Source organism: [Roseibacterium] beibuensis (genome assembly GCF_039542305.1).
Taxonomy (GTDB): domain Bacteria; phylum Pseudomonadota; class Alphaproteobacteria; order Rhodobacterales; family Rhodobacteraceae; genus Roseibacterium; species Roseibacterium beibuensis.
The window spans coordinates 380459-398318 of the sequence record NZ_BAABHW010000002.1; the positions used below are offsets into that span (position 1 = coordinate 380459).

A 17860-nucleotide genomic window follows, 5' to 3' on the forward strand; every position below is an offset into this window, starting at 1 on the left:
ATGTCATAACCTCCCATTGGTTTTCTTCAGGCAAAAGGTTGGGGTTTGGATGCACGCGTTTCCTGCGCGTCTTGTCCTGTCGTGCCGGGGCTGACCGGATCGGGTCGTGCCCTGTCGGGGCGCGCGTCGCTCCAGATCCGGTCCGATCCGCGCGGGATCAGGCGGGCGGGGACAATCTCGCGCAACGTTTCGGGGGCGGCGCCGCGAATACGCGCCAAGAGCATCTGCGCCAGCCGCCGCCCCGCCGCGCGGGTATCGACGACATAGGTGGTCAGCGGCGGGTCCAGCGTGGCCGCCTCGGGGATGCCGTCATAGGAGATCACGGCCAGGTCGCGCCCGATCTGCCGCCCGGCCCGGAGCGCGGCGCGGTAAAGCCCCAGCGCGGCAAGGTCGAGGGCGCAGACGATGGCACTGGGGGCGTCGGGCAGGTCCAGCAGGTCCAGCGCCGCCACCTCGCCCTCGGGCACGGTGAAGATCCCCTCGCGGATCAAGGCCGGATCCTGGGGCAGCCCGGCGGTCTCCAACCCGGCGAGGTAGCCGTCGCGGCGCAGGTGCGAAAAGTTGAAATCCGGATGCCCGCCGAGGAACCCGATGCGACGATGCCCCTGCTTCGCCAGCCGCGCCACCGCGCCCGCCATGGCGTCTTCGCCCGAGATGTCGAACCAGGCGCAGCCCTCCGGGTCGCCGGTGCGGCCATAAAGCACGAAGGGCACCGCGCGCCGCCGCAAGAGTTCGATGCGCGGATCGTGCAACTTGGTGCGCGGCAGGATGAACCCGTCCACCTTGTGCTCGTCCACCAGCCGGTCGAGCGTCGCCACCTCGTCCGCCTCGTCCAGGGCGGTCGCGACGGTCAGCGTCCAGTTCTCTTCCGACGCGCCGCGGCTGATCCCATCGAGGAAATCGGTCAGGAAGGGCTTGTGCGCATCCGACCGCCCGGCATTCAGGACAAGTCCCAGCGACCGCGCCCGCCCGGTGCGGATCGCCTGCGCCTGCGCCAGCGGGCGATAGCCCATGCGCTCGGCCGCCTTCGCCACGCGCAGCCGCGTCGCCTCGGCGATATCCGGGTAGCCGTTCAGCGCACGGCTCACCGTGCCCTTGGCCAGGCCCAGCTCGGCTGCCAGATCGTTGATGGTGACCCGCGCGCGGCGCGGTCCGTTTTCGCCCGGTGGCGTCATGGAAACCTCTCTCCCGAGTCGGGAGGCTCACGTCCGAAACCGGTTTCGGCAAGGGCTTTCTTTTCCAATCTTCGACCGCCGCCCGCCAGGCACCCGATCCTGCCCCATCTTTATCCTGCAAATATGCCCGCCGGAGGCGTCAGCCGCGCAAGGGGCTCGATGCCCCTTGCGCGGCTTTCCCCGGGCGACGCCAAAGGCGGCGCAACCCCTCGGGGTCAGTCCTGCACCCCGCCCGCGAAATCGAGGATTTCCTCCACCACGCGATCCGTCATCACCGGGCTCAGGATATCCCCCGCGATCACATGGGCATACGGGTCCACCCCCGCGTCCGGCAGGGTCACCGGGCGCAGCGTGACCGGCCCGCCCCAGCGCTCCGCCGCGGCGCGGGTGGCGCGCGGATCGACCACGGCATCGGCATCCGAGAACAGGAACAACGCCGGCACCGTCACCGCCGACAGGTCCCGCCCCCGCAGCTCGCGCAGCAACGCCCCGAGGGACGCCAGAACCGGCGACGGGTAGGCCGTGGTCCAATAGGCCGCCTGCGCCTCGTTCACGGGTTCGAACCCGCGCTCGGGGCCGGTGATCCACGGCACCCAGACCCGGGCCAGCGGCCATCCCAGCACCATCCCCGCCGGATCGGCCACGCGAAAATTGGGCGAGATCAGCACCATGCCCGCCACGTCCACCGCCATATCGCCCTCGGTCGCCGCATAGGCGGCCAGCGTCGCGCCGGTCGAGGTGCCGATCACCAGCACCCTGTCGCCCACGGCGCGCGCGACATCCAGCATCAGGTCGGTGTCGTCCACCCAGTCGCTCGCCCGCACCTCGGCCATGGCGGCCCCCGTCCGGCCATGCCCCGGCAGACGCGCAAAGACGAGGTTCGCGCCCAGCGCACCGGCCACGCGGTCGGGCACGGGGCGAAGCTCTTCCGATGTCGCGGAAAACCCGTGCAGGTAGAGGACCGCCCAGCGCGTCACCGCGCCCTCGTCCCCCGCCCAGACAACGCGCGCCTCTGTCCCCGGCACGATATCGCCAAACCCGGCCTCGCGCGCGGCCAACAGGCCCGGGTCGGCCACCAAGGCTGCCGATCCCGTGGCAGAGCGTACGACCTGTTCGCGGGGGGCGAGAAACCAGAACGCCGCGCCGAGGACGACCAGCGCCAGCAGGACCCGGCCCAGCCAGCGCCCGACATCACGCACGCGCCAGTACCTCCTCGACGGCACGGGCGATGGTGGCCAGGCAGGGCTCGTCCGAGAAGCGGTGATCGGCGCCCTTCACCAGTTCCAGCCGGATATCGTCGCCGTCGAGATGGTCGAGCAGCCGCAGCGCGACGGACATGGGCACATCCGCATCCGCCGTGCCCTGCAACATCCGCACGGGGATGGGCAAGGGCAGCGGGTCGCGCAGGACCAGGTGCGTGCGCCCATCCTCGATCATGCGCCGCGTGATGATCATGTCCTCACCGTATTCGGAGGGCAGCGCCACCTGCCCCTCCTCCATGCAGGCGGTGCGCTGCTCTTCGGTCCAGTCGGCCCACATGCCATCCTCGGTGAAATCCGGCGCGGCGGCGATGGTCACCAGCCCCGCCACCCGCTCGGGCATGCGCTTGGCCATCAACAGGCTGATCCAGCCCCCCATCGAGGAGCCCACCAGGATCACCGGCCCCTCGGTCAGCCCCTCGATCGCGGCCTGCGCATCCTCGGCCCAGTCGCCGATGCACCCTTCGGTGAAATTGCCCGAGCTTTCGCCATGCCCCGAATAGTCGAACCGCAGAAAGGCACGGCCCGTGCGGCGCGCCCAATCCTCCAGATGCACGGCCTTGGTGCCGGTCATGTCCGAGCGCAGACCACCCAGGAACACCACCCCGGGTTCGCGCCCCGAAAAGCGATGATAGGCCAGCCGCCGCCCCTGGGCGGTGTCGAGATAGGATGCAGACATGCGTACTCCCCTGAAAATTTTGCCGCCTTTCTGGGACAGCGGCGCCACAGGGGCAAGCGATCAGCCGCGGTCGATCTCCTCGACCTCGGGCAATCCGCGGGCCACCGCCGCCGCGGCAAGGCTCATCAGGCAGAAACCCGCCACCGCCCATTCCGAGCCCAGCAGGCTCGCTACCCCGCCGAACGCCCCCGAGATCAGCAACAGCGTGCCGATCACCGTGTTGGCCACCGCCGAATAGCCGGCCCGTGCCTCGTCCGGGGCCATGTCGGTCAGGTAGGTGGACCGCCCCTGCCGCACGCCGTGATAGGCGATCATCACCAGGAACAGCACGCCCGAGGCGACCCAGACCTGCGCGAAGACCCCGGCAAGGTAGAGGCCCACGGCCAGCGCCAAGGCCACCGCGCCCAGCAGGCCCGACCGTATGAGGACCTGCCGCGATGACCGGTCGGCCAGCCGCCCCCAGACATAGGAGGACGCGAAGGAGGCCAGCGCCGAGGCCAGCACCAGCGCCCCCAATTGCCCAAGGCCCGAGCCCTCTTCGCCACCGGCCATCAGGACGAGGAAGGGCGGGGCCAGCGCCGTCGCCGTGAGCAAACCGCGCGTGAGGATGAACCGGACGAGGATGCTGTCTTCGTTCAGATAGGAGAGCGCCGCGAACGGCCCCTCCTCGCCCGCATCCGCGGTCTCGGCCGGTTGCTCGTCGAGGGTCGAGAACAGCAGGCTCGCCGCGATCCAGAGCGCCGCCGCCATGCCTATGGCGACAAGGATCACGGTCATCTCGGCCCCCGGCCCGACCATCAGGTAAAGCGCGAAACCGATCACCCCGACCGAGGCGACCGAGCCCGCCAGCCCCGTCACCGTGCCACGGCGCGTCTGGCCGACGGTGCGGCCCAGGATGTCCTTGTAGCTGACCGAGCAGAAAGACCGCCCCACCGCCAAGACCGCCAGAAGCGCGCAGATCGTAGCCCCCGCGGCCCAGCCTTCCAAGGCCAACGCCGCCACGACGATGCCCGCCGCCGCCAGCCCCTGCACGAGGCTGCCCGCCGCCCAGATCCACTTGCGTCGCGTCTGCGCCTGCACCCAGCCCGCCGAGAAGAGCTGCGGCAAAAGCGCCCCGGCCTCGCGGATCGGCACCAGAAGCCCCGCGAAAACGGCAGGCGCCCCCAATGCGCCGACCAGCCATGACAGGACCAGCTTGGGGTTGATGAACCCGTCCGCCAGCTTGGTCATCGACAGGCTGGCGACATGGCGCAGCGCGTTGCCTTCCTCGGCCTCAGCGGCCTTGTCCTTGAGCGTCTCCGCACCGTCCTGTTCCGTGTCGAACAGCAACTCGAACGTCGCATCCTGCAGGTCCCGGCCCATACCGTGCCTTCCACCGTTGACTTCACTATCAGGGAGGGTCACATAGCGCGCATCACATAACCCGCAACCGGGCGTTCCGTGGGCGCCAAACTGACGAGGAAGCCAAGATGGCCCAGATTTCCCTCACCTTTCCCGATGGCAATTCGCGTGACTTCGACGCTGGCATCACGCCCGCGGAGGTCGCCGCCGGCATTTCCAACTCGCTCGCGAAGAAGGCGATTTCCGCCTCGGTGAACGGCGCGCATTGGGACCTGCAATGGCCCATCGAGGCCGACGCGCAGATCGCCATTCACACGATGAAGGACGACGCCCCGGCGCTGGAGCTGATCCGCCACGACCTCGCCCATGTCATGGCCCGCGCCGTGCAGGAGATCTGGCCCGACGTGAAGGTCACCATCGGCCCCGTGATCGAGAACGGCTGGTATTACGATTTCGACCGGCAAGAGCCCTTCACCCCCGAAGACCTCGGCCAGATCGAGGCGAAGATGAAAGAGATCATCAACCGCCGCGATCCGGTCACGACCGAAGTTTGGGACCGCGACCGCGCCGTGGCCTTCTACGAGGCCAATAACGAGCCCTACAAGGTCGAGCTGGTCGGCATGATCCCCGAGGGGCAGCCGATCCGCATGTATTGGCACGGCCATTGGCAGGACCTGTGCCGCGGCCCGCATTTGCAGCACACCGGGCAACTGCCCGCCGACGCCTTCAAGCTGATGAGCGTCGCGGGCGCCTATTGGCGCGGCGACAGCGACCGCCCCATGCTGCAACGCATCTACGGCGTCGCCTTCAAGAACCGCGACGACCTGAAAAAGCACCTGACCATGCTGGAGGAGGCCGCCAAGCGCGACCACCGCAAGCTGGGCCGCGAGATGGACCTGTTCCATATGCAGGAGGAAGCGCCCGGCCAGATCTTCTGGCACCCCAATGGCTGGCGCATCTACACCGAGTTGCAGAACTACATGCGCCGCCGCCAGGAAGAGGGCGGCTATGTCGAGGTGAACACGCCGCAGGTCGTCGACCGCCGCCTGTGGGAGGCCTCGGGCCACTGGGAGAAATACCAGGAACACATGTTCATCGTCGAAGTCGACGAGGAACACGCGCGCGAAAAGACCATCAACGCGCTGAAACCGATGAACTGCCCGGGCCACGTGCAGATCTTCAACCAGGGCCTCAAATCCTATCGCGACCTGCCCCTGCGCATGGCCGAATTCGGCTCTTGCAACCGGTACGAGCCTTCGGGCGCGCTGCACGGCATCATGCGCGTGCGTGGCTTTACCCAAGACGACGCGCATATCTTCTGCCGCGAGGAACAGATCGAAGCCGAGACCAAGAAATTCATCGACCTTCTGGCCTCGGTCTACACCGATCTGGGGTTTGAGTCCTTCAAGGTGAAATTCTCGGACCGCCCTGAAAAGCGCGCGGGCTCGGACGAGGTGTGGGACAAGGCCGAAGGCGCGCTCAAGGCCGCGACCGAAGCCGCCGGCTACGATTTCGAGCTGAACCCCGGCGAAGGCGCTTTCTACGGCCCGAAACTGGAATTCGTGCTGACAGACGCCATCGGGCGCGACTGGCAATGCGGCACGCTGCAGGTGGATTTCGTGCTGCCCGACCGTCTGGACGCCGATTTCGTGGCCGAGGACGGGGCCAAGCATCGCCCCGTCATGCTGCACCGCGCGATCCTGGGCTCGTTCGAGCGTTTCATCGGCATCCTGATCGAAAGCTTCGCGGGCAAGCTGCCCTTCTGGCTGGCCCCCCGCCAGGTGGTCGTCGCCTCGATCGTGTCCGAGGCGGATGACTACGTGCACGAGGTGGTCGCAGCCCTGCGCGCCAAGGGCATCCGGGCCGAGGCAGACATCCGCAACGAAAAGATCAACTACAAGGTGCGCGAACACTCGGTCGGCAAGGTGCCCGTCATCCTCGCCATCGGCCGCAAGGAGGTCGAGGACCGCACCGTCACCCTGCGGCGGCTGGGCGAAAAGCAGACCTCGGTCGAGGCGCTGGACGATGTCGTCGCGGCGCTGGCCGCCGAGGCCGTGGCCCCGGACGTCAAGCGCAAGGGCTGAAACCGGGCATACCAACAAACGGGGCGATGTGGCTGACGCTGCATCGCCCTTTTTTGTTGCGCCGTCCCCTGCCATGCTGCGCACGGATAAGGGAGGGGTTTCATGCGCTACTGGTCGTTCGAGGCAGGCTTCGGCTACGACAATCTGGTTTTGCGGGAGGGGGACAGCCCCACCCCCGGCCCGCGCGAGGTGCTGGTTGGGATGCGCGCGGCCTCGCTCAATTTCCGCGACCTCGTCGTGCTGCGCGGCCAGCACGGGCGCGCGGTGCAGCCGCCGCTGATCCCGCTTTCGGATGGCGTGGGCGAGGTGCTGGCCGTGGGCGCGGCGGTGACCGGGTTCGCCGCGGGCGACCGGGTCTCGCCCGTCTTCTTCCAGAACTGGGAGGGCGGCGCCCCGCCCCGTGACCTTGAGATCGGGCGTTTGGGCGGGCCGCTCGACGGGGTGCTGGCGACGGACCGGGTGTTCCCGGCCAGCGGCCTTGTCCATGTGCCAAGCCACCTGAGCGACGCCGAGGCCGCGACGCTGCCCTGCGCCGGGCTGACCGCGTGGAGCGCGCTGTTCGGCGAGGCCCCGATGCGGGTGGGCGAGACGCTCCTGATCCTCGGAACCGGGGGCGTCGCGCTGATGGCGCTGCAACTGGCCAAATCGGCGGGGATCCGGACCATCGTCACGACCTCCTCGGCGGAGAAGGCCGCGCGGGTCAGCGCCATGGGCGCGGACCTCGTGATCGACCGCTCGGTGACCGAGGATTGGGCAAAAGCCGCACGCGCAGCCAGCGACGGCGGGGTGGACCGGGTGCTGGAACTGGGCGGGGCGGCGACGCTGCCCCATTCGATCAAGGCCACGCGCGTCGGCGGGCAGATCATCCTTGTCGGCAACGTCACCGGCAACACGGCCGAGCTTTTCCTGCCCGCGATCCTGACCCGTCAGATGACGCTGCGTTCCGTTACCGTCGGCTCGAAACAAGGGTTTGAGGCGCTGAACCGCGCGCTGGCCGCCCATGAAATCCACCCCGTCGTAGGGCAGACCGTCGCCTTCGACGACGCGCCCGAGGCCTTCCGTGCGCTGGAGGCGCAAGCCACTTTCGGCAATATCTGCGTGCAGATCGGCGACTGACCGGGCCGCGCGGCCTCAGAAATGGGCCTTTTCCTCGTCCGGCTTGCCAGCCGCGATGGCGAGCAGCCCGGCGATGCCGCACATGGCGATGGAGAACATGGTGAACACGCCGAAGCCAAAGGCGTGCCAGATCCCCGCCGTGGCAATCAGCAACAACACCCCGCCCCAGAGCGCGCGCACCTTGGCCATGGCCGCGCCCGCGATGGCGAGGACGGGCGACAGGATCGACACCGTGCGAAACAGCGCCGGGTCCTCGACCTGCCGGGCCAGATCCGGCACCTCGCCGAACCAGTCGATGAACTCGATATAGCCATAGACGAAGAATCCGACGATCATCGCCCAGATCCCACCGATCAGCCCGAGCACAAGGGCGGCGTTGCGCATGGTCACACTCCTGTCATCTCACTGCGTTCCTAGCAGATAGAGGTACAGGATGTCCTACCCAAGGGGCGATCCTGCAACCGGACGGTGAAACAATTGCTGGCTTTCCCGCTACCGAACGGAAACAATCTGGTTGACACCGCCAAGATTCCAGCGCTGGAATCTCCTCTAGGCGTCTGAAAATAATAAATTTTAAACCAACCTCGATCTTCACGCACCGCTCGCCCCGCGTCACGCGCCCGTGCTGCACAGCCCTGTGACTGGCCTGTGATGGGCTGCCCCGACCAGTCTTTTGGCAGCGGTCGCGCAACAGGCCGCGCTGTCACGAACCATTCGGGAGCCATGAGAAACCCATGACCAACGTCACCAAATCCATCGCCCTTCTGGGCGCCGCCACCGCCGCCGTCAGCGCCTATGCCACGACCGAGGCTGCCGCGCAGGAAAACGAGAAATGCTACGGCGTCAGCCTCGCCGGGGAAAACAGCTGTGCCGCCGGGCCGGGCACGACCTGCGCCGGCTCCTCCACCGTCGATTACCAGGGCAACGCCTGGACGCTGGTGCCCGCCGGCACCTGCGGCGATATCGAACTGCCCGACGGCCGCATGGGCATGACCGAGGCCGAGCTGGAAGAGGACGGCTATATCGGCATCGCCCGCGACCTGCCCGAGGGTCTGTCCGAGGATGTCGTGGCGCGATACATGCCCGTTGACATGATGATGGACGGCTGAGCCGACCAATCAGCGCGCCGCCCCCGACCGGGCGGCGCGCGCTTCGCCATACGAGGCCGCCCATGTTCGACCATCCCCCCAGCACAGCCCTGCCCGCCACCGTTGGCGTCGGCTACAAGCCCGCGCATTTCACCGGGCTGACGGAAGACCCCGGCCCGGTCGGCTGGATCGAGATCCACGCCGAGAACTACCTCGGAGAGGGCGGCCGCCCGCTGGCGCAACTGCGCGCCTTGGCCGAGCGCTTCCCTGTCTCCGTCCACGGGGTGGGCCTGTCGATCGGTGGCGAACGCCCCCTGGACCCTGCCCACCTCGCCCGGCTGCGCCACCTGTGCGACTGGCTGCACCCGGCCAGTTTCTCGGAACATCTGGCATGGTCGACCCATGACACCGGGTTCCTCAACGACCTGCTGCCCCTGCCCTATACCGAGGCCACGCTCGCCCGCGTCTGCACCCATATCGATCAGGTGCAAGAGGCGCTGGGCCGCCGCATCCTGCTGGAAAACCCCTCGACCTACCTTGCCTTCGCCGAGACCGAGATGGACGAGGTCACTTTCCTGTCCGAGATCGCGCGGCGCACCGGCTGCGGGTTGCTGCTGGACGTGAACAACGTTTTCGTTTCGGCCACCAACCAGGATTGGGACGCCCGCGCCTATATCGACGCCTTTCCGCTGGATGCGGTGGGCGAGATCCATCTCGGCGGCCATGACGAGGATCAGGACGACCACGGCGCGCCGCTGTTGATCGACAGCCATGGGCGCGAAGTGGTCGATCCGGTCTGGACGCTCTACGCCCACACCCTCGCGCGCGGCGGCCCGCGCCCCACGCTGATCGAATGGGACACGGATGTGCCCGACTGGCTGACGCTGCGGGCCGAGGCGGCGCGCGCCGACGCCATCCTGTCGCCGGTGGAGGTGGGCGCATGACGCAAGATGCCTTTGCCGCCGCCCTGCTGGACGCGGACGCCCCCGTGCCCCCCGGCCTGACGGACCCCGCGGGCCGTCCCGCGCCCAAACGCTTCGCCGTTTACCGCAACAACGTCGCGGCCTCGCTGATCGCGGCGCTGGGCGACGGGTTCCCGGTCATCAAGCGGCTGGTGGGGGCAGAGTTCTTCGACGCCATGGCCGGGGTCTTCTTCCGCGCCTGCCCGCCCGAGGACCCGCGCCTGCCGCTCTGGGGCGGGAAGCTCCCCGGCTTCCTGTCAGCGTTTCCGCCCGTCGCGCAGCTGCCCTACCTGCCCGATATGGCGCGGCTGGAACTGGGCCTGCGCCAAAGCTACCACGCCGCCGATGCGCGCCCGCTGGACGTCTCGCACCACGACGCGGGCAGCGTCCTGTCCCTGCGCCCCCGGCTTGCGCCTGCCACGCTGGTCCTATCCTCGCCCCACCCGGTCCTGTCCATCTGGCGGTTCAACACCGGGGGCGGGCCGAAACCCGCCCCCGGTCCCGAAGACATCCTGATCGCCCGCGCGCGGTTCGACCCAGCCCCCCATGCGCTGCCCGAGGGCGGGCTGACGCTGGCCCGTCACCTGAAGGGCAAACTGACGCTGGCCGAGGCGCTGACCGCCACGCAAGCCGCCCATCCGGGGGCCGACATGGCCGCCCTTCTCACCCTGTTCCTGACCTCGGGCGCGCTGACGCTCGACTCCCCCCTGCCGGAGGCCTAGCCGATGCACGCATTGATCCAGTTGCACACCCGCCTTTTCAGCGCATTGGAGGAAGCGGTCGCCCCGTGGCTCATCCCCACCGCAGCGCGGGTGATCTTCGCCGGCACCCTTCTCGTCTATTACTGGAACTCGGGGCTGACGAAGCTGTCGGGCGGGCCGTTCTCGTTGGAGCTGGGCGCCTATATCCAGATCCTGCCGCGCCAGTTCGAAGCCGCGGGATATGACCCCTCGGGCCTCGGGCCGCTGGCCACGCCCATTGTCCTCTTGGGCACATGGGCCGAGTTCCTTCTGCCCGCGCTGATCGTGCTGGGGCTGTTCACCCGGCTCTCGGCGCTGGGCATGATCGGCTTCGTCGCGGTGCAGACCTGGGTGGACATCATGGGCCACGGCGTCGGCGGCGCGGATCTCGGCGCGTGGTTCGACAACGACGCCTCCAGCCTCATCGCCGATCAGCGCGCCTACTGGGTCTTCCTGCTTGCCGTGATCGTCCTGCGCGGGGCCGGGCCGGTCTCGGTCGACACGATGCTGGGCCGTCAGATCAGCGCATCGCGCACGCCCGCATCCCAGCCGAGATAAAGCGTCTCGCCCGCCTCGATCACCGGGCGCTTCATCACCGACGGATGCGCGGCGATGATCTCCGCCTCGGGCAGCGCGCGATCCTCCTCGGAGAGGCCCCGCCACGTGGTCGAGCGGCGATTGACGATCTTCTCGCCAAAAGCCGCGACGAAGGCCTCGATCTGCGCCGCCGACAACGGCTCGGCCCGCACATCGACCAGCCGCACCTCATGGCCCGCCCCCTGCAACGCCTTCACCGCCTTGCGGCAGGTATCGCACGCTTTCAGCCCGTAAACGATCATCAAAGCCCCCTTTTCCAGCACCGTCATGTCACGGTTGCGCAAATTAACGCCAATCGCGGCGGGGGCCAGCACTTCGCCCTTGTTTTGCCCCGGCGCTGCGCCATCCTTTTTCGCGTGACGACAGGTTTCCCGGTGAACCGCCCCTCTCAAGAAGGCAGAAAATCGGTCACGGAGACGGCTGCTGCACCATCCCGCCGCATGACGCGGGCGGGCGAGAACGTGAGACTTGAGAAGGAAAGACCGATGCCCACCGGCACCGTGAAATGGTTCAACACCACCAAAGGCTATGGCTTCATCGCACCCGACGACGGCGGCAAGGACGTGTTCGTGCACATCTCCGCCGTGGAGCGCGCGGGCATGACCGGCCTCGCCGATGACACCAAGATCCAGTACGAGTTGAAAGAGGGGCGCGACGGCCGCGCCTCGGCGGTGGATCTCGTCAAGCTCTGACCGGCAAAGGGTCGCCCCGGCGGCCCCTGATCTCGTCAGCCCTCACGCCCCCGCGCCGGTTGCGGCGCGGCACGGGATCTTGCGCCGCCGTAGGGCGGGCTTCAGCCCGCCACCGCCCGCGCGATCACAACCCCGCCCCAGGCCGACAGGCCCGTCACCGCCGTGCCCCAGGCGAGGTCCACGGCCACCATTTGCGGGTGCCAGTCGCGCATCACCGCCCAGGACGTGAATTCATAGGTGCCGTAGGCGACGAACCCCAGCGCCGCCCCGTTCACGAGCGCCTGCACCGGCACCCCGTCACGCAGCGCGGGCCACCCGGCGAAATAGAGCACGCCGAACATGTAGGTGAAATAGAACAGCACCGCCGGAGCCAAGCGAAACCCGCCCTCGTAGAGCCCGTCGCCCAGATGCCGCGCAAAGATCGGCTGGATCACCCCGCGCAACATGACCGCATCGGCGATCAGGAAGATAAGCGAGGTCGCGACGAAGAGGAGGACGAGGGACATGGGCGCTCCGGCGGTTGGGGTGGAGCGGAGGTAGGGTGAAAGGGGGAGGTGTCGAGACCCGTAGGGCGGGACTTGTCCCGCCATGGCGCAAGTGAAGACGGCGACCCGTTAAAGGGCGTCGCGCCTCCCGAGTAGGGCGGGATTTATCCCGCCGCTCCCGCGTACCCAACACCACCAGAAGGCAGCGGTAGACTTGGAGGCCGCCTGCCTTGCCCCAAGAAATCCTGGCAACCCAAAAACAGAAAAGGCGTCTCGAAAAATGACTCGCAAAATCTGCCGCCTAATCCAAACGGCGACAAGATCGAATCAAACCAATAAAGAATAGCGCCGGCTTTTCCTTCGCTTACCACCCACAGGCTTCCCTGAGCGGCACAATGGCTTGATCCAGGCCGGAGATATTGAACTCCATTTCAATGGGGCTGTCACTAAACGGGGTCATGCGGGCCAATAGTCTTTCATTATCAAGCATAGCCCGGATGAAAGGAATAGCCTCTCCGCCACTCCACAAACCTAGAGATCTATTGTTGGTGCTTTCAGTGAACCCTCTCGTCCTAGGCTCTTCATTGTCTAACCGATAAGTGACGTCGCCGTAGTTGTTGTAACGACTTGATGTCATATGACAGTCGGTCGAAAAAATAATGGACGTAGTGTTTTCCAAGCATCTGACAAACAGAACTGGGTATCCACCCCGGTTCCAGCTACACGTCACTGGGTTTTCTGACCGCACCGACAAGAAGACACTTGTCTCATCTGTCATAGCAGAAGTTTCGCTTTGAACAGTCCACTGAGACCCTCGCTCCGGGCCAGTTTCGGAAACCTCAGACGCTGGGAAAGCCAGATCAAAGCATTCCAAGCGTTCTACATCTGCGCTAATATCGCTACACTCGTGAGCAGCGACGGAAGACCCCAAACAGCAAAAAAAGGCAACTACAAACCGCAGCAAATCATCAAGCTCCCATACTACTGAACCACCTACACCTTTCAAATAAACACAAAGTTAATGGCAATAAGTCAAGAACATAGAAATTCACGCAATTGAAAAACTGCTTGGCCGCGCCTCTCGGCGCGCCCGTTTCCCGCTCAAATCGCTCCACTGGAGCGATTTGACCCCGGCCTACGCCGGGGTCGCGGGAAACACCTCTTCAAACTCCCGCCATTCCCCTTTGCTCATCCCGCTATTCTCCTGCGTCACGGCCTCCCCCGCCAGACGCCGCTTCAACACCTCGACCCCTTTCGCGCTCAGCGCCACGCCGCCCACGCGGTAATCCTCGAAGGCGCCATAGGCCGCCGGGACCCAGTCCTTCACCATGTCAGCAATCGCCTGCGCATAGACGCGGATCTCGTATTGCGCGTGCTCGTCCGCCCGCAGCCGCAGGAAGTGGAACAGGTTGTGCAGGTCGACCTTCCAATACCATTGCGTGTAGATATTGGCGGGCAGGTTCATCCGCGCCAGCTCGCGGGCCAGGCCCTGCTGCCCCTCCTGTGACAGCATTTCCTCGTAATGGTCATAGGCGCGGCCCGCGTCGGATTTCAGGATCTCCAGCACCCGCGCGGCCTCGGCCCCCTGCAACACCTCGCCCCGGCCCTGGTTGTTGACCGTGGATTGCGCGGCCAGTGCGTCGGGTTCGGGGATGTAGAATTCCCGGTCGAGGATCGAGTAGCGCGCCGAGTATTCGTTCACGTTCGCCGTGCGATGGCGGATCCACTGCCGCGCCACGAAGACGGGCAGTTTGACATGCAGCTTGATCTCGCACATCTCGAACGGGGTCGAGTGCCAGTGCCGCATCAGGTAGCGGATCAACCCGCTGTCATCGCGCGCCTTTTTCGTCCCCGCGCCGTAGCTGACCCGCGCCGCCTGCACGATGGCCGCGTCGTCGCCCATGTAGTCGATCACCCGGACAAAGCCGTGGTCCAGCACCGGCACCGCGGTGTAGAGATGCTGCTCCATGCCCGGGGCCACGGCGCGCAGCGTGGGCTGGGGGTTCGCGCGGGCGGCCTCGATCTCGGCCAGTTGGTCTTCGGTCAGGGGCATGGGATCGGGCCTTTCCTTGGCATGGGATTCGCAGGGGCGCGTTCACAACATTTTGCATCACGCAAAGGGCGGGCCGCAAGATAAAGGGGGCGACTCCTGCGGGGTGCGGTGTCGCATCGCGCGGCGGCGCGGGCGGCCACGTGAAATTTACCGCCCTGCCGGGCTGTGTTCACGCCCATCCCGCGCTAGAGTTGCCCCGAACGGTATCCAACCAAAAGGGGAGCGGTATGGGTCTGAAATACCTGCACACGATGGTCCGCGTGAAGGACCTCGAAAAATCCATGGCTTTCTACGAATTGCTCGGCCTGCGCGAGACGCGCCGGATGGAGAACGAACAGGGCCGCTTTTCGCTGATCTTCATGGCCCCCCCGGGGCAGGAGGAGTGCCCGGTCGAGCTGACCTACAACTGGGACGGCGACGAGGGGCTGCCCTCGGACAGCCGCCATTTCGGCCACCTCGCCTACTCGGTCGACAATATCTACGAGACCTGCCAGCACCTGATGGACAAAGGCGTGACCATCAACCGCCCGCCGCGCGATGGCCGCATGGCCTTCGTCCGCTCGCCCGACAACATCTCGGTCGAATTGCTGCAGGCCGGCGAAGCGCTGGCCCCGGCCGAGCCCTGGGCCTCGATGGAAAACACCGGGCATTGGTGATCCGTCGCGCCCTTCTGGCCCTTGCGGTGGCGGCGGGCCTCGCCGCGCCCGGCACCGCGCAGGAACAGTGCCGCCTCGCGCTGCTCCTCGGGCTCGACGTGTCGGCCTCGGTCGATGCCGGGGAATACGCCCAGCAGATCGAGGGGCTCGCCGCCGCCCTGATCGACCCCAACGTGGTCGAGGCGGCGCTTTCGGGCAACGGCCCCGTGGCGCTGTCGATCTATGAATGGTCAGGGCGCTTCCAGCAGGACATCCTCGTCGACTGGACCCTGATCCGCTCCGAAGAAGACCTGACCACCGTGGCCGAACGCGTGCTGCGCGCCACCCGCCGGACCGAGGATTTCCCCACGGCGCTCGGCTACGCGCTTGGCTTCGCCGCCTCCCATTTCGCCGACGCGCCCCCCTGCCTGTTCCAGACCCTCGACCTCTCGGGCGACGGGCAGAACAATGATGGCTTCCCCCCCGAGGCCGCCTATGCCCATTTCCCGCTGGCGGGCGTCACCGTAAACGGGCTCGCCATCGGCGGCGCCTCGCGCGAGATCGAACTCTATTACCGCGACCAGGTCATCCAGGGCCCCGGCGCCTTCGTCGAATTCGCCCGCAACCATGACGAGTTCGCCGAGGCCATGCGCCGCAAGCTCGAACGGGAATTGCGCGTGGTCATCCTCGGCCAACTCGACGCCGACTGACCCGGCGCGCGCCCCGCCCCCATCTTTATCCTTCAAATATGCACCGCGCGGCACGCGCGCGCCGTGCAAGGGGCTCGATGCCCCTTGCACGGCGCCACCGGGCGACGCGTGAAACGCGGCGCAATCCCTCGGGTCTCAGACTGGCAGCAGGGCCGCGCCCACCCGGCGCCCCTCGGCGATCAACACGTTATAGGTGCGGCAGGCGGCGGGGCTGGCCATCACCTCGACCCCGATGCCCGCCTCTTCCAGGACGGCCCGCAAATCAGCCGGCAGATGCGCGATTTCCGGCCCCGTGCCCACCAGCAGGACGTCGATCTCACCCGCCCGGTCGAGGATCGGCTGCGCCTCGCCGTAGCCCAGCCAGGCCCGCACCCCCGAGGGCATCAGCAACACCGCGCCCTCGACCCGCTCGCCGCCCAGCCGGAAGAAGCCGGGGCCATAGCCGTCCACGGGCACGCTGTCGTCATAGGTGATCTCGGTGATGCGCATGGGGTGCCTCCCCTCGGGTTGCTCGCGTGTCGTGTCTCAGGTCCAGAACGGCAGGCCCGCAAGCCCCGCCGCCCCGATCAACAGATAGGCCGCGCCGCGATAAAATCCCGCCCAATCGGGCCGGAACAGCCGCGCGCCCGTCCACGTCCCCACGCCATAGGGGATCAGCAGCAGGACGCCAAGGGCCAGCGCGCGGGGCGGCAACAGCCCCTGCAACCAAAGCTGCGGCAGAAAGCTCAGCGAGGTCAGCGTCAGGAACAGCGCCAGGTTGGCGCGCGTGACCGCCACCGGCTGCCCCTCGGTCCCGAGGTTGAACAGGATCACCGGCGGCCCGTTCAGCCCGGTCGACCCGCCCGTCAGACCGGCCAACGCCCCGATCCCCGCGCGCGTCGCGACCCCGGGCGTCAGCGGCATCCGCCAGCCCGCCAGAAGCGCGGCCAATGTCAGCAGGGTCAGCGCGCAGACCCCGGTGCGGATCGCGTCCTCGGGGGCCACCCGCAGCGCCGCCACCCCCAGGGGTGTCGTCAGAAGGCACGCCACGATCATCACCGCCGTCGCACGGCGGTCGGCCACCTTCCACGCGCCGGGAACAACCGTGAAGAGTGAGGCCAGCGCCGACAGGGAAAACGCCGCCACGGCGATGGGCGGCGGCAGAAAGATCGTGGCCAGCGGCATGAAGACCAGCGCCGCGCCGAACCCGGCAAAGCCATAGATCAGCCCCGCCAGAAGCGACGCGCCACAAACCCAGATCAGCCCCGGCTCGCTCAGTGCCGGCGCCAGCCAGTCAGGCATCGATATTGGCGAATTGAGTGCCCCCGCCCGAGGACGGCTTGGACCAGTCGCGCTTGACCCCGATCATCAGCACCACGTTCTTGGCCACGTAGATCGAGGAATAGGTCCCCACGATCACGCCCCAGAAGATGGCGAAGACGAAGCCACGGATCACGTCGCCGCCCAGCACCAGCAGGGCGATCAGCGCGATCAGCGTCGTTCCGCTCGTCATCAGCGTCCGGCTCAGCGTTTCGTTGGCCGACAGGTTCATCACGTCGCGCAAGGCGCGCTGCTTGTACTTGATCAGGTTCTCGCGCAGCCGGTCGAAGATCACCACCGTGTCGTTGATCGAATAGCCGATGATCGTCAGCAGTGCCGCGATGGTGGCCAGGTCGAACCGGATTTGCAGCAGGCTGAACACGCCGATGGTCAGCACGATGTCATGCACCAGCGCCGCGATGGCGCCGACCGAGAACTGCCATTCGAAGCGCAGCCAGATATAGACCAGCAGCGCGGCAAGCGCCGCACCCACGGCCAGAAGCGCGGTCTGGATCAACTCGCCCGAGACCTTGGGGCCGACGGATTCCACCGACGGAAAGGTCATCTCGGGGTCGAGGCCGCGCAGCGCCTCTTCCACGGCGGTAATGGTTTCGGGGGTGACCGCCTCGGCCCCTTCCTGCGCCTGGATACGCACCATGGCGACATGCTGATCCTCGTCGAAGGTCGGGTCGAACACCTCGGTGATCGACACGTCCCCCAGCCCCAGCGGGTCCAGAACGGCGCGGTATTCGCCCACGTCCACGGCCTGGGTCGACTCCGTCCGGATCGTCGTGCCGCCCAGGAAGTCGATGCCGAAATTCAGTCCCATGGTCAGCCAGATCCCGATGGACAGGATCATGGCCACCACCGAGGCGCCGAAAGTCGCCTTGGCGTATTTGAAGAAGTCGAAATTCGTATCCTGCGGAACCAGTTTCAGGCGCATGG

Annotated in this window: 21 protein-coding genes; 9 read left to right on the top strand and 12 right to left on the bottom strand. The window is 67.0% G+C overall.

Annotated features, from left to right (window positions below; translation table 11 throughout):
* Nucleotides 1–26: 26 nt before the first annotated feature.
* The 4 genes from ABD923_RS08310 to ABD923_RS08325 all read right to left on the bottom strand — a co-directional run bounded on the left by ABD923_RS08310 (nt 27) and on the right by ABD923_RS08325 (nt 4475).
* The gene (locus ABD923_RS08310) at nt 27–1175 is read right to left on the bottom strand and encodes a LacI family DNA-binding transcriptional regulator (RefSeq protein ID WP_259550208.1); all 1149 of its coding nucleotides are present in this window, start codon (nt 1173–1175) and stop codon (nt 27–29) included.
* 215 nt (nt 1176–1390) lie between these two features.
* Nucleotides 1391–2374, bottom strand: coding sequence for an alpha/beta hydrolase (locus ABD923_RS08315; RefSeq protein WP_259550209.1), 984 nt, complete (start codon nt 2372–2374; stop codon nt 1391–1393).
* A complete protein-coding gene (locus ABD923_RS08320) occupies nt 2367–3113 on the bottom strand; it encodes an alpha/beta hydrolase (protein ID WP_259550210.1) in 747 nt (248 codons plus the stop codon). Before ABD923_RS08320 ends, ABD923_RS08315 begins: the two co-directional genes overlap by 8 nt.
* 60 nt (nt 3114–3173) lie before the next feature.
* On the bottom strand, nt 3174–4475 hold the full coding sequence (locus ABD923_RS08325) for an MFS transporter (RefSeq protein ID WP_259550211.1): 1302 nt from the start codon (nt 4473–4475) through the stop codon (nt 3174–3176).
* Between the two features lie 107 nt (nt 4476–4582).
* Between ABD923_RS08325 and thrS the strand changes: the two genes are divergently transcribed.
* Entirely contained in the window at nt 4583–6538 is a 1956-nt protein-coding gene (gene thrS / locus ABD923_RS08330; RefSeq protein ID WP_222191155.1) for a threonine--tRNA ligase, read from the top strand.
* Nucleotides 6539–6640: 102 nt separating this feature from the next.
* Nucleotides 6641–7654, top strand: a complete 1014-nt coding sequence (locus tag ABD923_RS08335; RefSeq protein ID WP_259550212.1) for a zinc-dependent alcohol dehydrogenase family protein — start codon at nt 6641–6643, stop codon at nt 7652–7654.
* Between the two features lie 15 nt (nt 7655–7669).
* Here ABD923_RS08335 and ABD923_RS08340 read toward each other — a convergent pair whose 3' ends face one another.
* Nucleotides 7670–8038, bottom strand: coding sequence for a hypothetical protein (locus ABD923_RS08340; RefSeq protein ID WP_259550213.1), 369 nt, complete (start codon nt 8036–8038; stop codon nt 7670–7672).
* A gap of 350 nt (nt 8039–8388) precedes the next feature.
* On the opposite strand from ABD923_RS08340, the gene ABD923_RS19135 reads away from it, so the two are divergent.
* From ABD923_RS19135 to ABD923_RS08360, 4 genes are all read left to right on the top strand, one after another.
* Nucleotides 8389–8763 (top strand): BufA1 family periplasmic bufferin-type metallophore, encoded by a 375-nt coding sequence (locus ABD923_RS19135; RefSeq protein WP_405048311.1) that lies wholly within the window; start codon nt 8389–8391, stop codon nt 8761–8763.
* A 62-nt stretch (nt 8764–8825) separates the two neighbouring features.
* Entirely contained in the window at nt 8826–9686 is an 861-nt protein-coding gene (gene bufB / locus ABD923_RS08350; protein WP_259550214.1) for an MNIO family bufferin maturase, read from the top strand.
* The gene (locus tag ABD923_RS08355) at nt 9683–10426 is read left to right on the top strand and encodes an HvfC/BufC N-terminal domain-containing protein (RefSeq protein WP_259550215.1); all 744 of its coding nucleotides are present in this window, start codon (nt 9683–9685) and stop codon (nt 10424–10426) included. Before bufB ends, ABD923_RS08355 begins: the two co-directional genes overlap by 4 nt.
* 3 nt (nt 10427–10429) lie before the next feature.
* The gene (locus ABD923_RS08360; RefSeq protein WP_259550216.1) at nt 10430–11002 is read left to right on the top strand and encodes a DoxX family protein; all 573 of its coding nucleotides are present in this window, start codon (nt 10430–10432) and stop codon (nt 11000–11002) included.
* Here the strand turns inward: ABD923_RS08360 and ABD923_RS08365 are convergent.
* The gene (locus ABD923_RS08365) at nt 10960–11283 is read right to left on the bottom strand and encodes an arsenate reductase family protein (RefSeq protein WP_259550560.1); all 324 of its coding nucleotides are present in this window, start codon (nt 11281–11283) and stop codon (nt 10960–10962) included. The genes ABD923_RS08360 and ABD923_RS08365 overlap by 43 nt on opposite strands.
* 243 nt (nt 11284–11526) lie before the next feature.
* On the opposite strand from ABD923_RS08365, the gene ABD923_RS08370 reads away from it, so the two are divergent.
* Nucleotides 11527–11733, top strand: coding sequence for a cold-shock protein (locus ABD923_RS08370; RefSeq protein WP_222191148.1), 207 nt, complete (start codon nt 11527–11529; stop codon nt 11731–11733).
* Between the two features lie 101 nt (nt 11734–11834).
* Here ABD923_RS08370 and ABD923_RS08375 read toward each other — a convergent pair whose 3' ends face one another.
* The 3 genes from ABD923_RS08375 to thyX form a co-directional block, all read right to left on the bottom strand.
* Complete coding sequence (locus tag ABD923_RS08375; RefSeq protein WP_259550217.1) at nt 11835–12239, bottom strand: DUF2177 family protein; 405 nt, start codon at nt 12237–12239, stop codon at nt 11835–11837.
* Between the two features lie 343 nt (nt 12240–12582).
* Nucleotides 12583–13224: a type VI secretion system-associated protein TagO gene (locus ABD923_RS19140; protein ID WP_405048312.1), complete on the bottom strand. Its 642-nt coding sequence runs from the start codon at nt 13222–13224 to the stop codon at nt 12583–12585.
* A 129-nt stretch (nt 13225–13353) separates the two neighbouring features.
* A complete protein-coding gene (thyX, locus tag ABD923_RS08380; protein WP_259550218.1) occupies nt 13354–14271 on the bottom strand; it encodes an FAD-dependent thymidylate synthase in 918 nt (305 codons plus the stop codon).
* A 227-nt stretch (nt 14272–14498) separates the two neighbouring features.
* Here thyX and ABD923_RS08385 point away from each other — a divergent pair, with 227 nt between their 5' ends.
* Complete coding sequence (locus tag ABD923_RS08385) at nt 14499–14927, top strand: VOC family protein (protein WP_259550219.1); 429 nt, start codon at nt 14499–14501, stop codon at nt 14925–14927.
* Complete coding sequence (locus ABD923_RS08390) at nt 14924–15616, top strand: DUF1194 domain-containing protein (protein WP_259550220.1); 693 nt, start codon at nt 14924–14926, stop codon at nt 15614–15616. Before ABD923_RS08385 ends, ABD923_RS08390 begins: the two co-directional genes overlap by 4 nt.
* Nucleotides 15617–15751: 135 nt before the next feature.
* Here ABD923_RS08390 and ABD923_RS08395 read toward each other — a convergent pair whose 3' ends face one another.
* Genes ABD923_RS08395 through secF form a run of 3 tightly spaced genes read right to left on the bottom strand, consistent with a single transcriptional unit; the run spans nt 15752 to nt 17858 of the window.
* Nucleotides 15752–16105 carry an Mth938-like domain-containing protein gene (locus tag ABD923_RS08395; RefSeq protein WP_222191144.1) on the bottom strand — a complete coding sequence of 118 codons (354 nt, stop codon included), beginning with the start codon at nt 16103–16105 and terminating at the stop codon, nt 15752–15754.
* A gap of 36 nt (nt 16106–16141) precedes the next feature.
* Nucleotides 16142–16897, bottom strand: coding sequence for a sulfite exporter TauE/SafE family protein (locus ABD923_RS08400; RefSeq protein ID WP_259550221.1), 756 nt, complete (start codon nt 16895–16897; stop codon nt 16142–16144).
* Nucleotides 16890–17858 (bottom strand): protein translocase subunit SecF, encoded by a 969-nt coding sequence (gene secF / locus ABD923_RS08405; RefSeq protein WP_259550222.1) that lies wholly within the window; start codon nt 17856–17858, stop codon nt 16890–16892. Before secF ends, ABD923_RS08400 begins: the two co-directional genes overlap by 8 nt.
* Nucleotides 17859–17860 lie beyond the last annotated feature (2 nt).

Coding starts and splice junctions, on each gene's coding strand:
- ABD923_RS08310 (WP_259550208.1), bottom strand. CDS start 1,175: ATGACGCCACCGGGCGAAAACGGACCGCGCCGCGCGCGGGTCACCATC.
- ABD923_RS08320 (WP_259550210.1), bottom strand. CDS start 3,113: ATGTCTGCATCCTATCTCGACACCGCCCAGGGGCGGCGGCTGGCCTAT.
- ABD923_RS08325 (WP_259550211.1), bottom strand. CDS start 4,475: ATGGGCCGGGACCTGCAGGATGCGACGTTCGAGTTGCTGTTCGACACG.
- thrS (WP_222191155.1), top strand. CDS start 4,583: ATGGCCCAGATTTCCCTCACCTTTCCCGATGGCAATTCGCGTGACTTC.
- ABD923_RS08335 (WP_259550212.1), top strand. CDS start 6,641: ATGCGCTACTGGTCGTTCGAGGCAGGCTTCGGCTACGACAATCTGGTT.
- ABD923_RS08340 (WP_259550213.1), bottom strand. CDS start 8,038: ATGCGCAACGCCGCCCTTGTGCTCGGGCTGATCGGTGGGATCTGGGCG.
- ABD923_RS19135 (WP_405048311.1), top strand. CDS start 8,389: ATGACCAACGTCACCAAATCCATCGCCCTTCTGGGCGCCGCCACCGCC.
- bufB (WP_259550214.1), top strand. CDS start 8,826: ATGTTCGACCATCCCCCCAGCACAGCCCTGCCCGCCACCGTTGGCGTC.
- ABD923_RS08355 (WP_259550215.1), top strand. CDS start 9,683: ATGACGCAAGATGCCTTTGCCGCCGCCCTGCTGGACGCGGACGCCCCC.
- ABD923_RS08360 (WP_259550216.1), top strand. CDS start 10,430: ATGCACGCATTGATCCAGTTGCACACCCGCCTTTTCAGCGCATTGGAG.
- ABD923_RS08365 (WP_259550560.1), bottom strand. CDS start 11,283: ATGATCGTTTACGGGCTGAAAGCGTGCGATACCTGCCGCAAGGCGGTG.
- ABD923_RS08370 (WP_222191148.1), top strand. CDS start 11,527: ATGCCCACCGGCACCGTGAAATGGTTCAACACCACCAAAGGCTATGGC.
- ABD923_RS08375 (WP_259550217.1), bottom strand. CDS start 12,239: ATGTCCCTCGTCCTCCTCTTCGTCGCGACCTCGCTTATCTTCCTGATC.
- thyX (WP_259550218.1), bottom strand. CDS start 14,271: ATGCCCCTGACCGAAGACCAACTGGCCGAGATCGAGGCCGCCCGCGCG.
- ABD923_RS08385 (WP_259550219.1), top strand. CDS start 14,499: ATGGGTCTGAAATACCTGCACACGATGGTCCGCGTGAAGGACCTCGAA.
- ABD923_RS08395 (WP_222191144.1), bottom strand. CDS start 16,105: ATGCGCATCACCGAGATCACCTATGACGACAGCGTGCCCGTGGACGGC.
- ABD923_RS08400 (WP_259550221.1), bottom strand. CDS start 16,897: ATGCCTGACTGGCTGGCGCCGGCACTGAGCGAGCCGGGGCTGATCTGG.
- secF (WP_259550222.1), bottom strand. CDS start 17,858: ATGCGCCTGAAACTGGTTCCGCAGGATACGAATTTCGACTTCTTCAAA.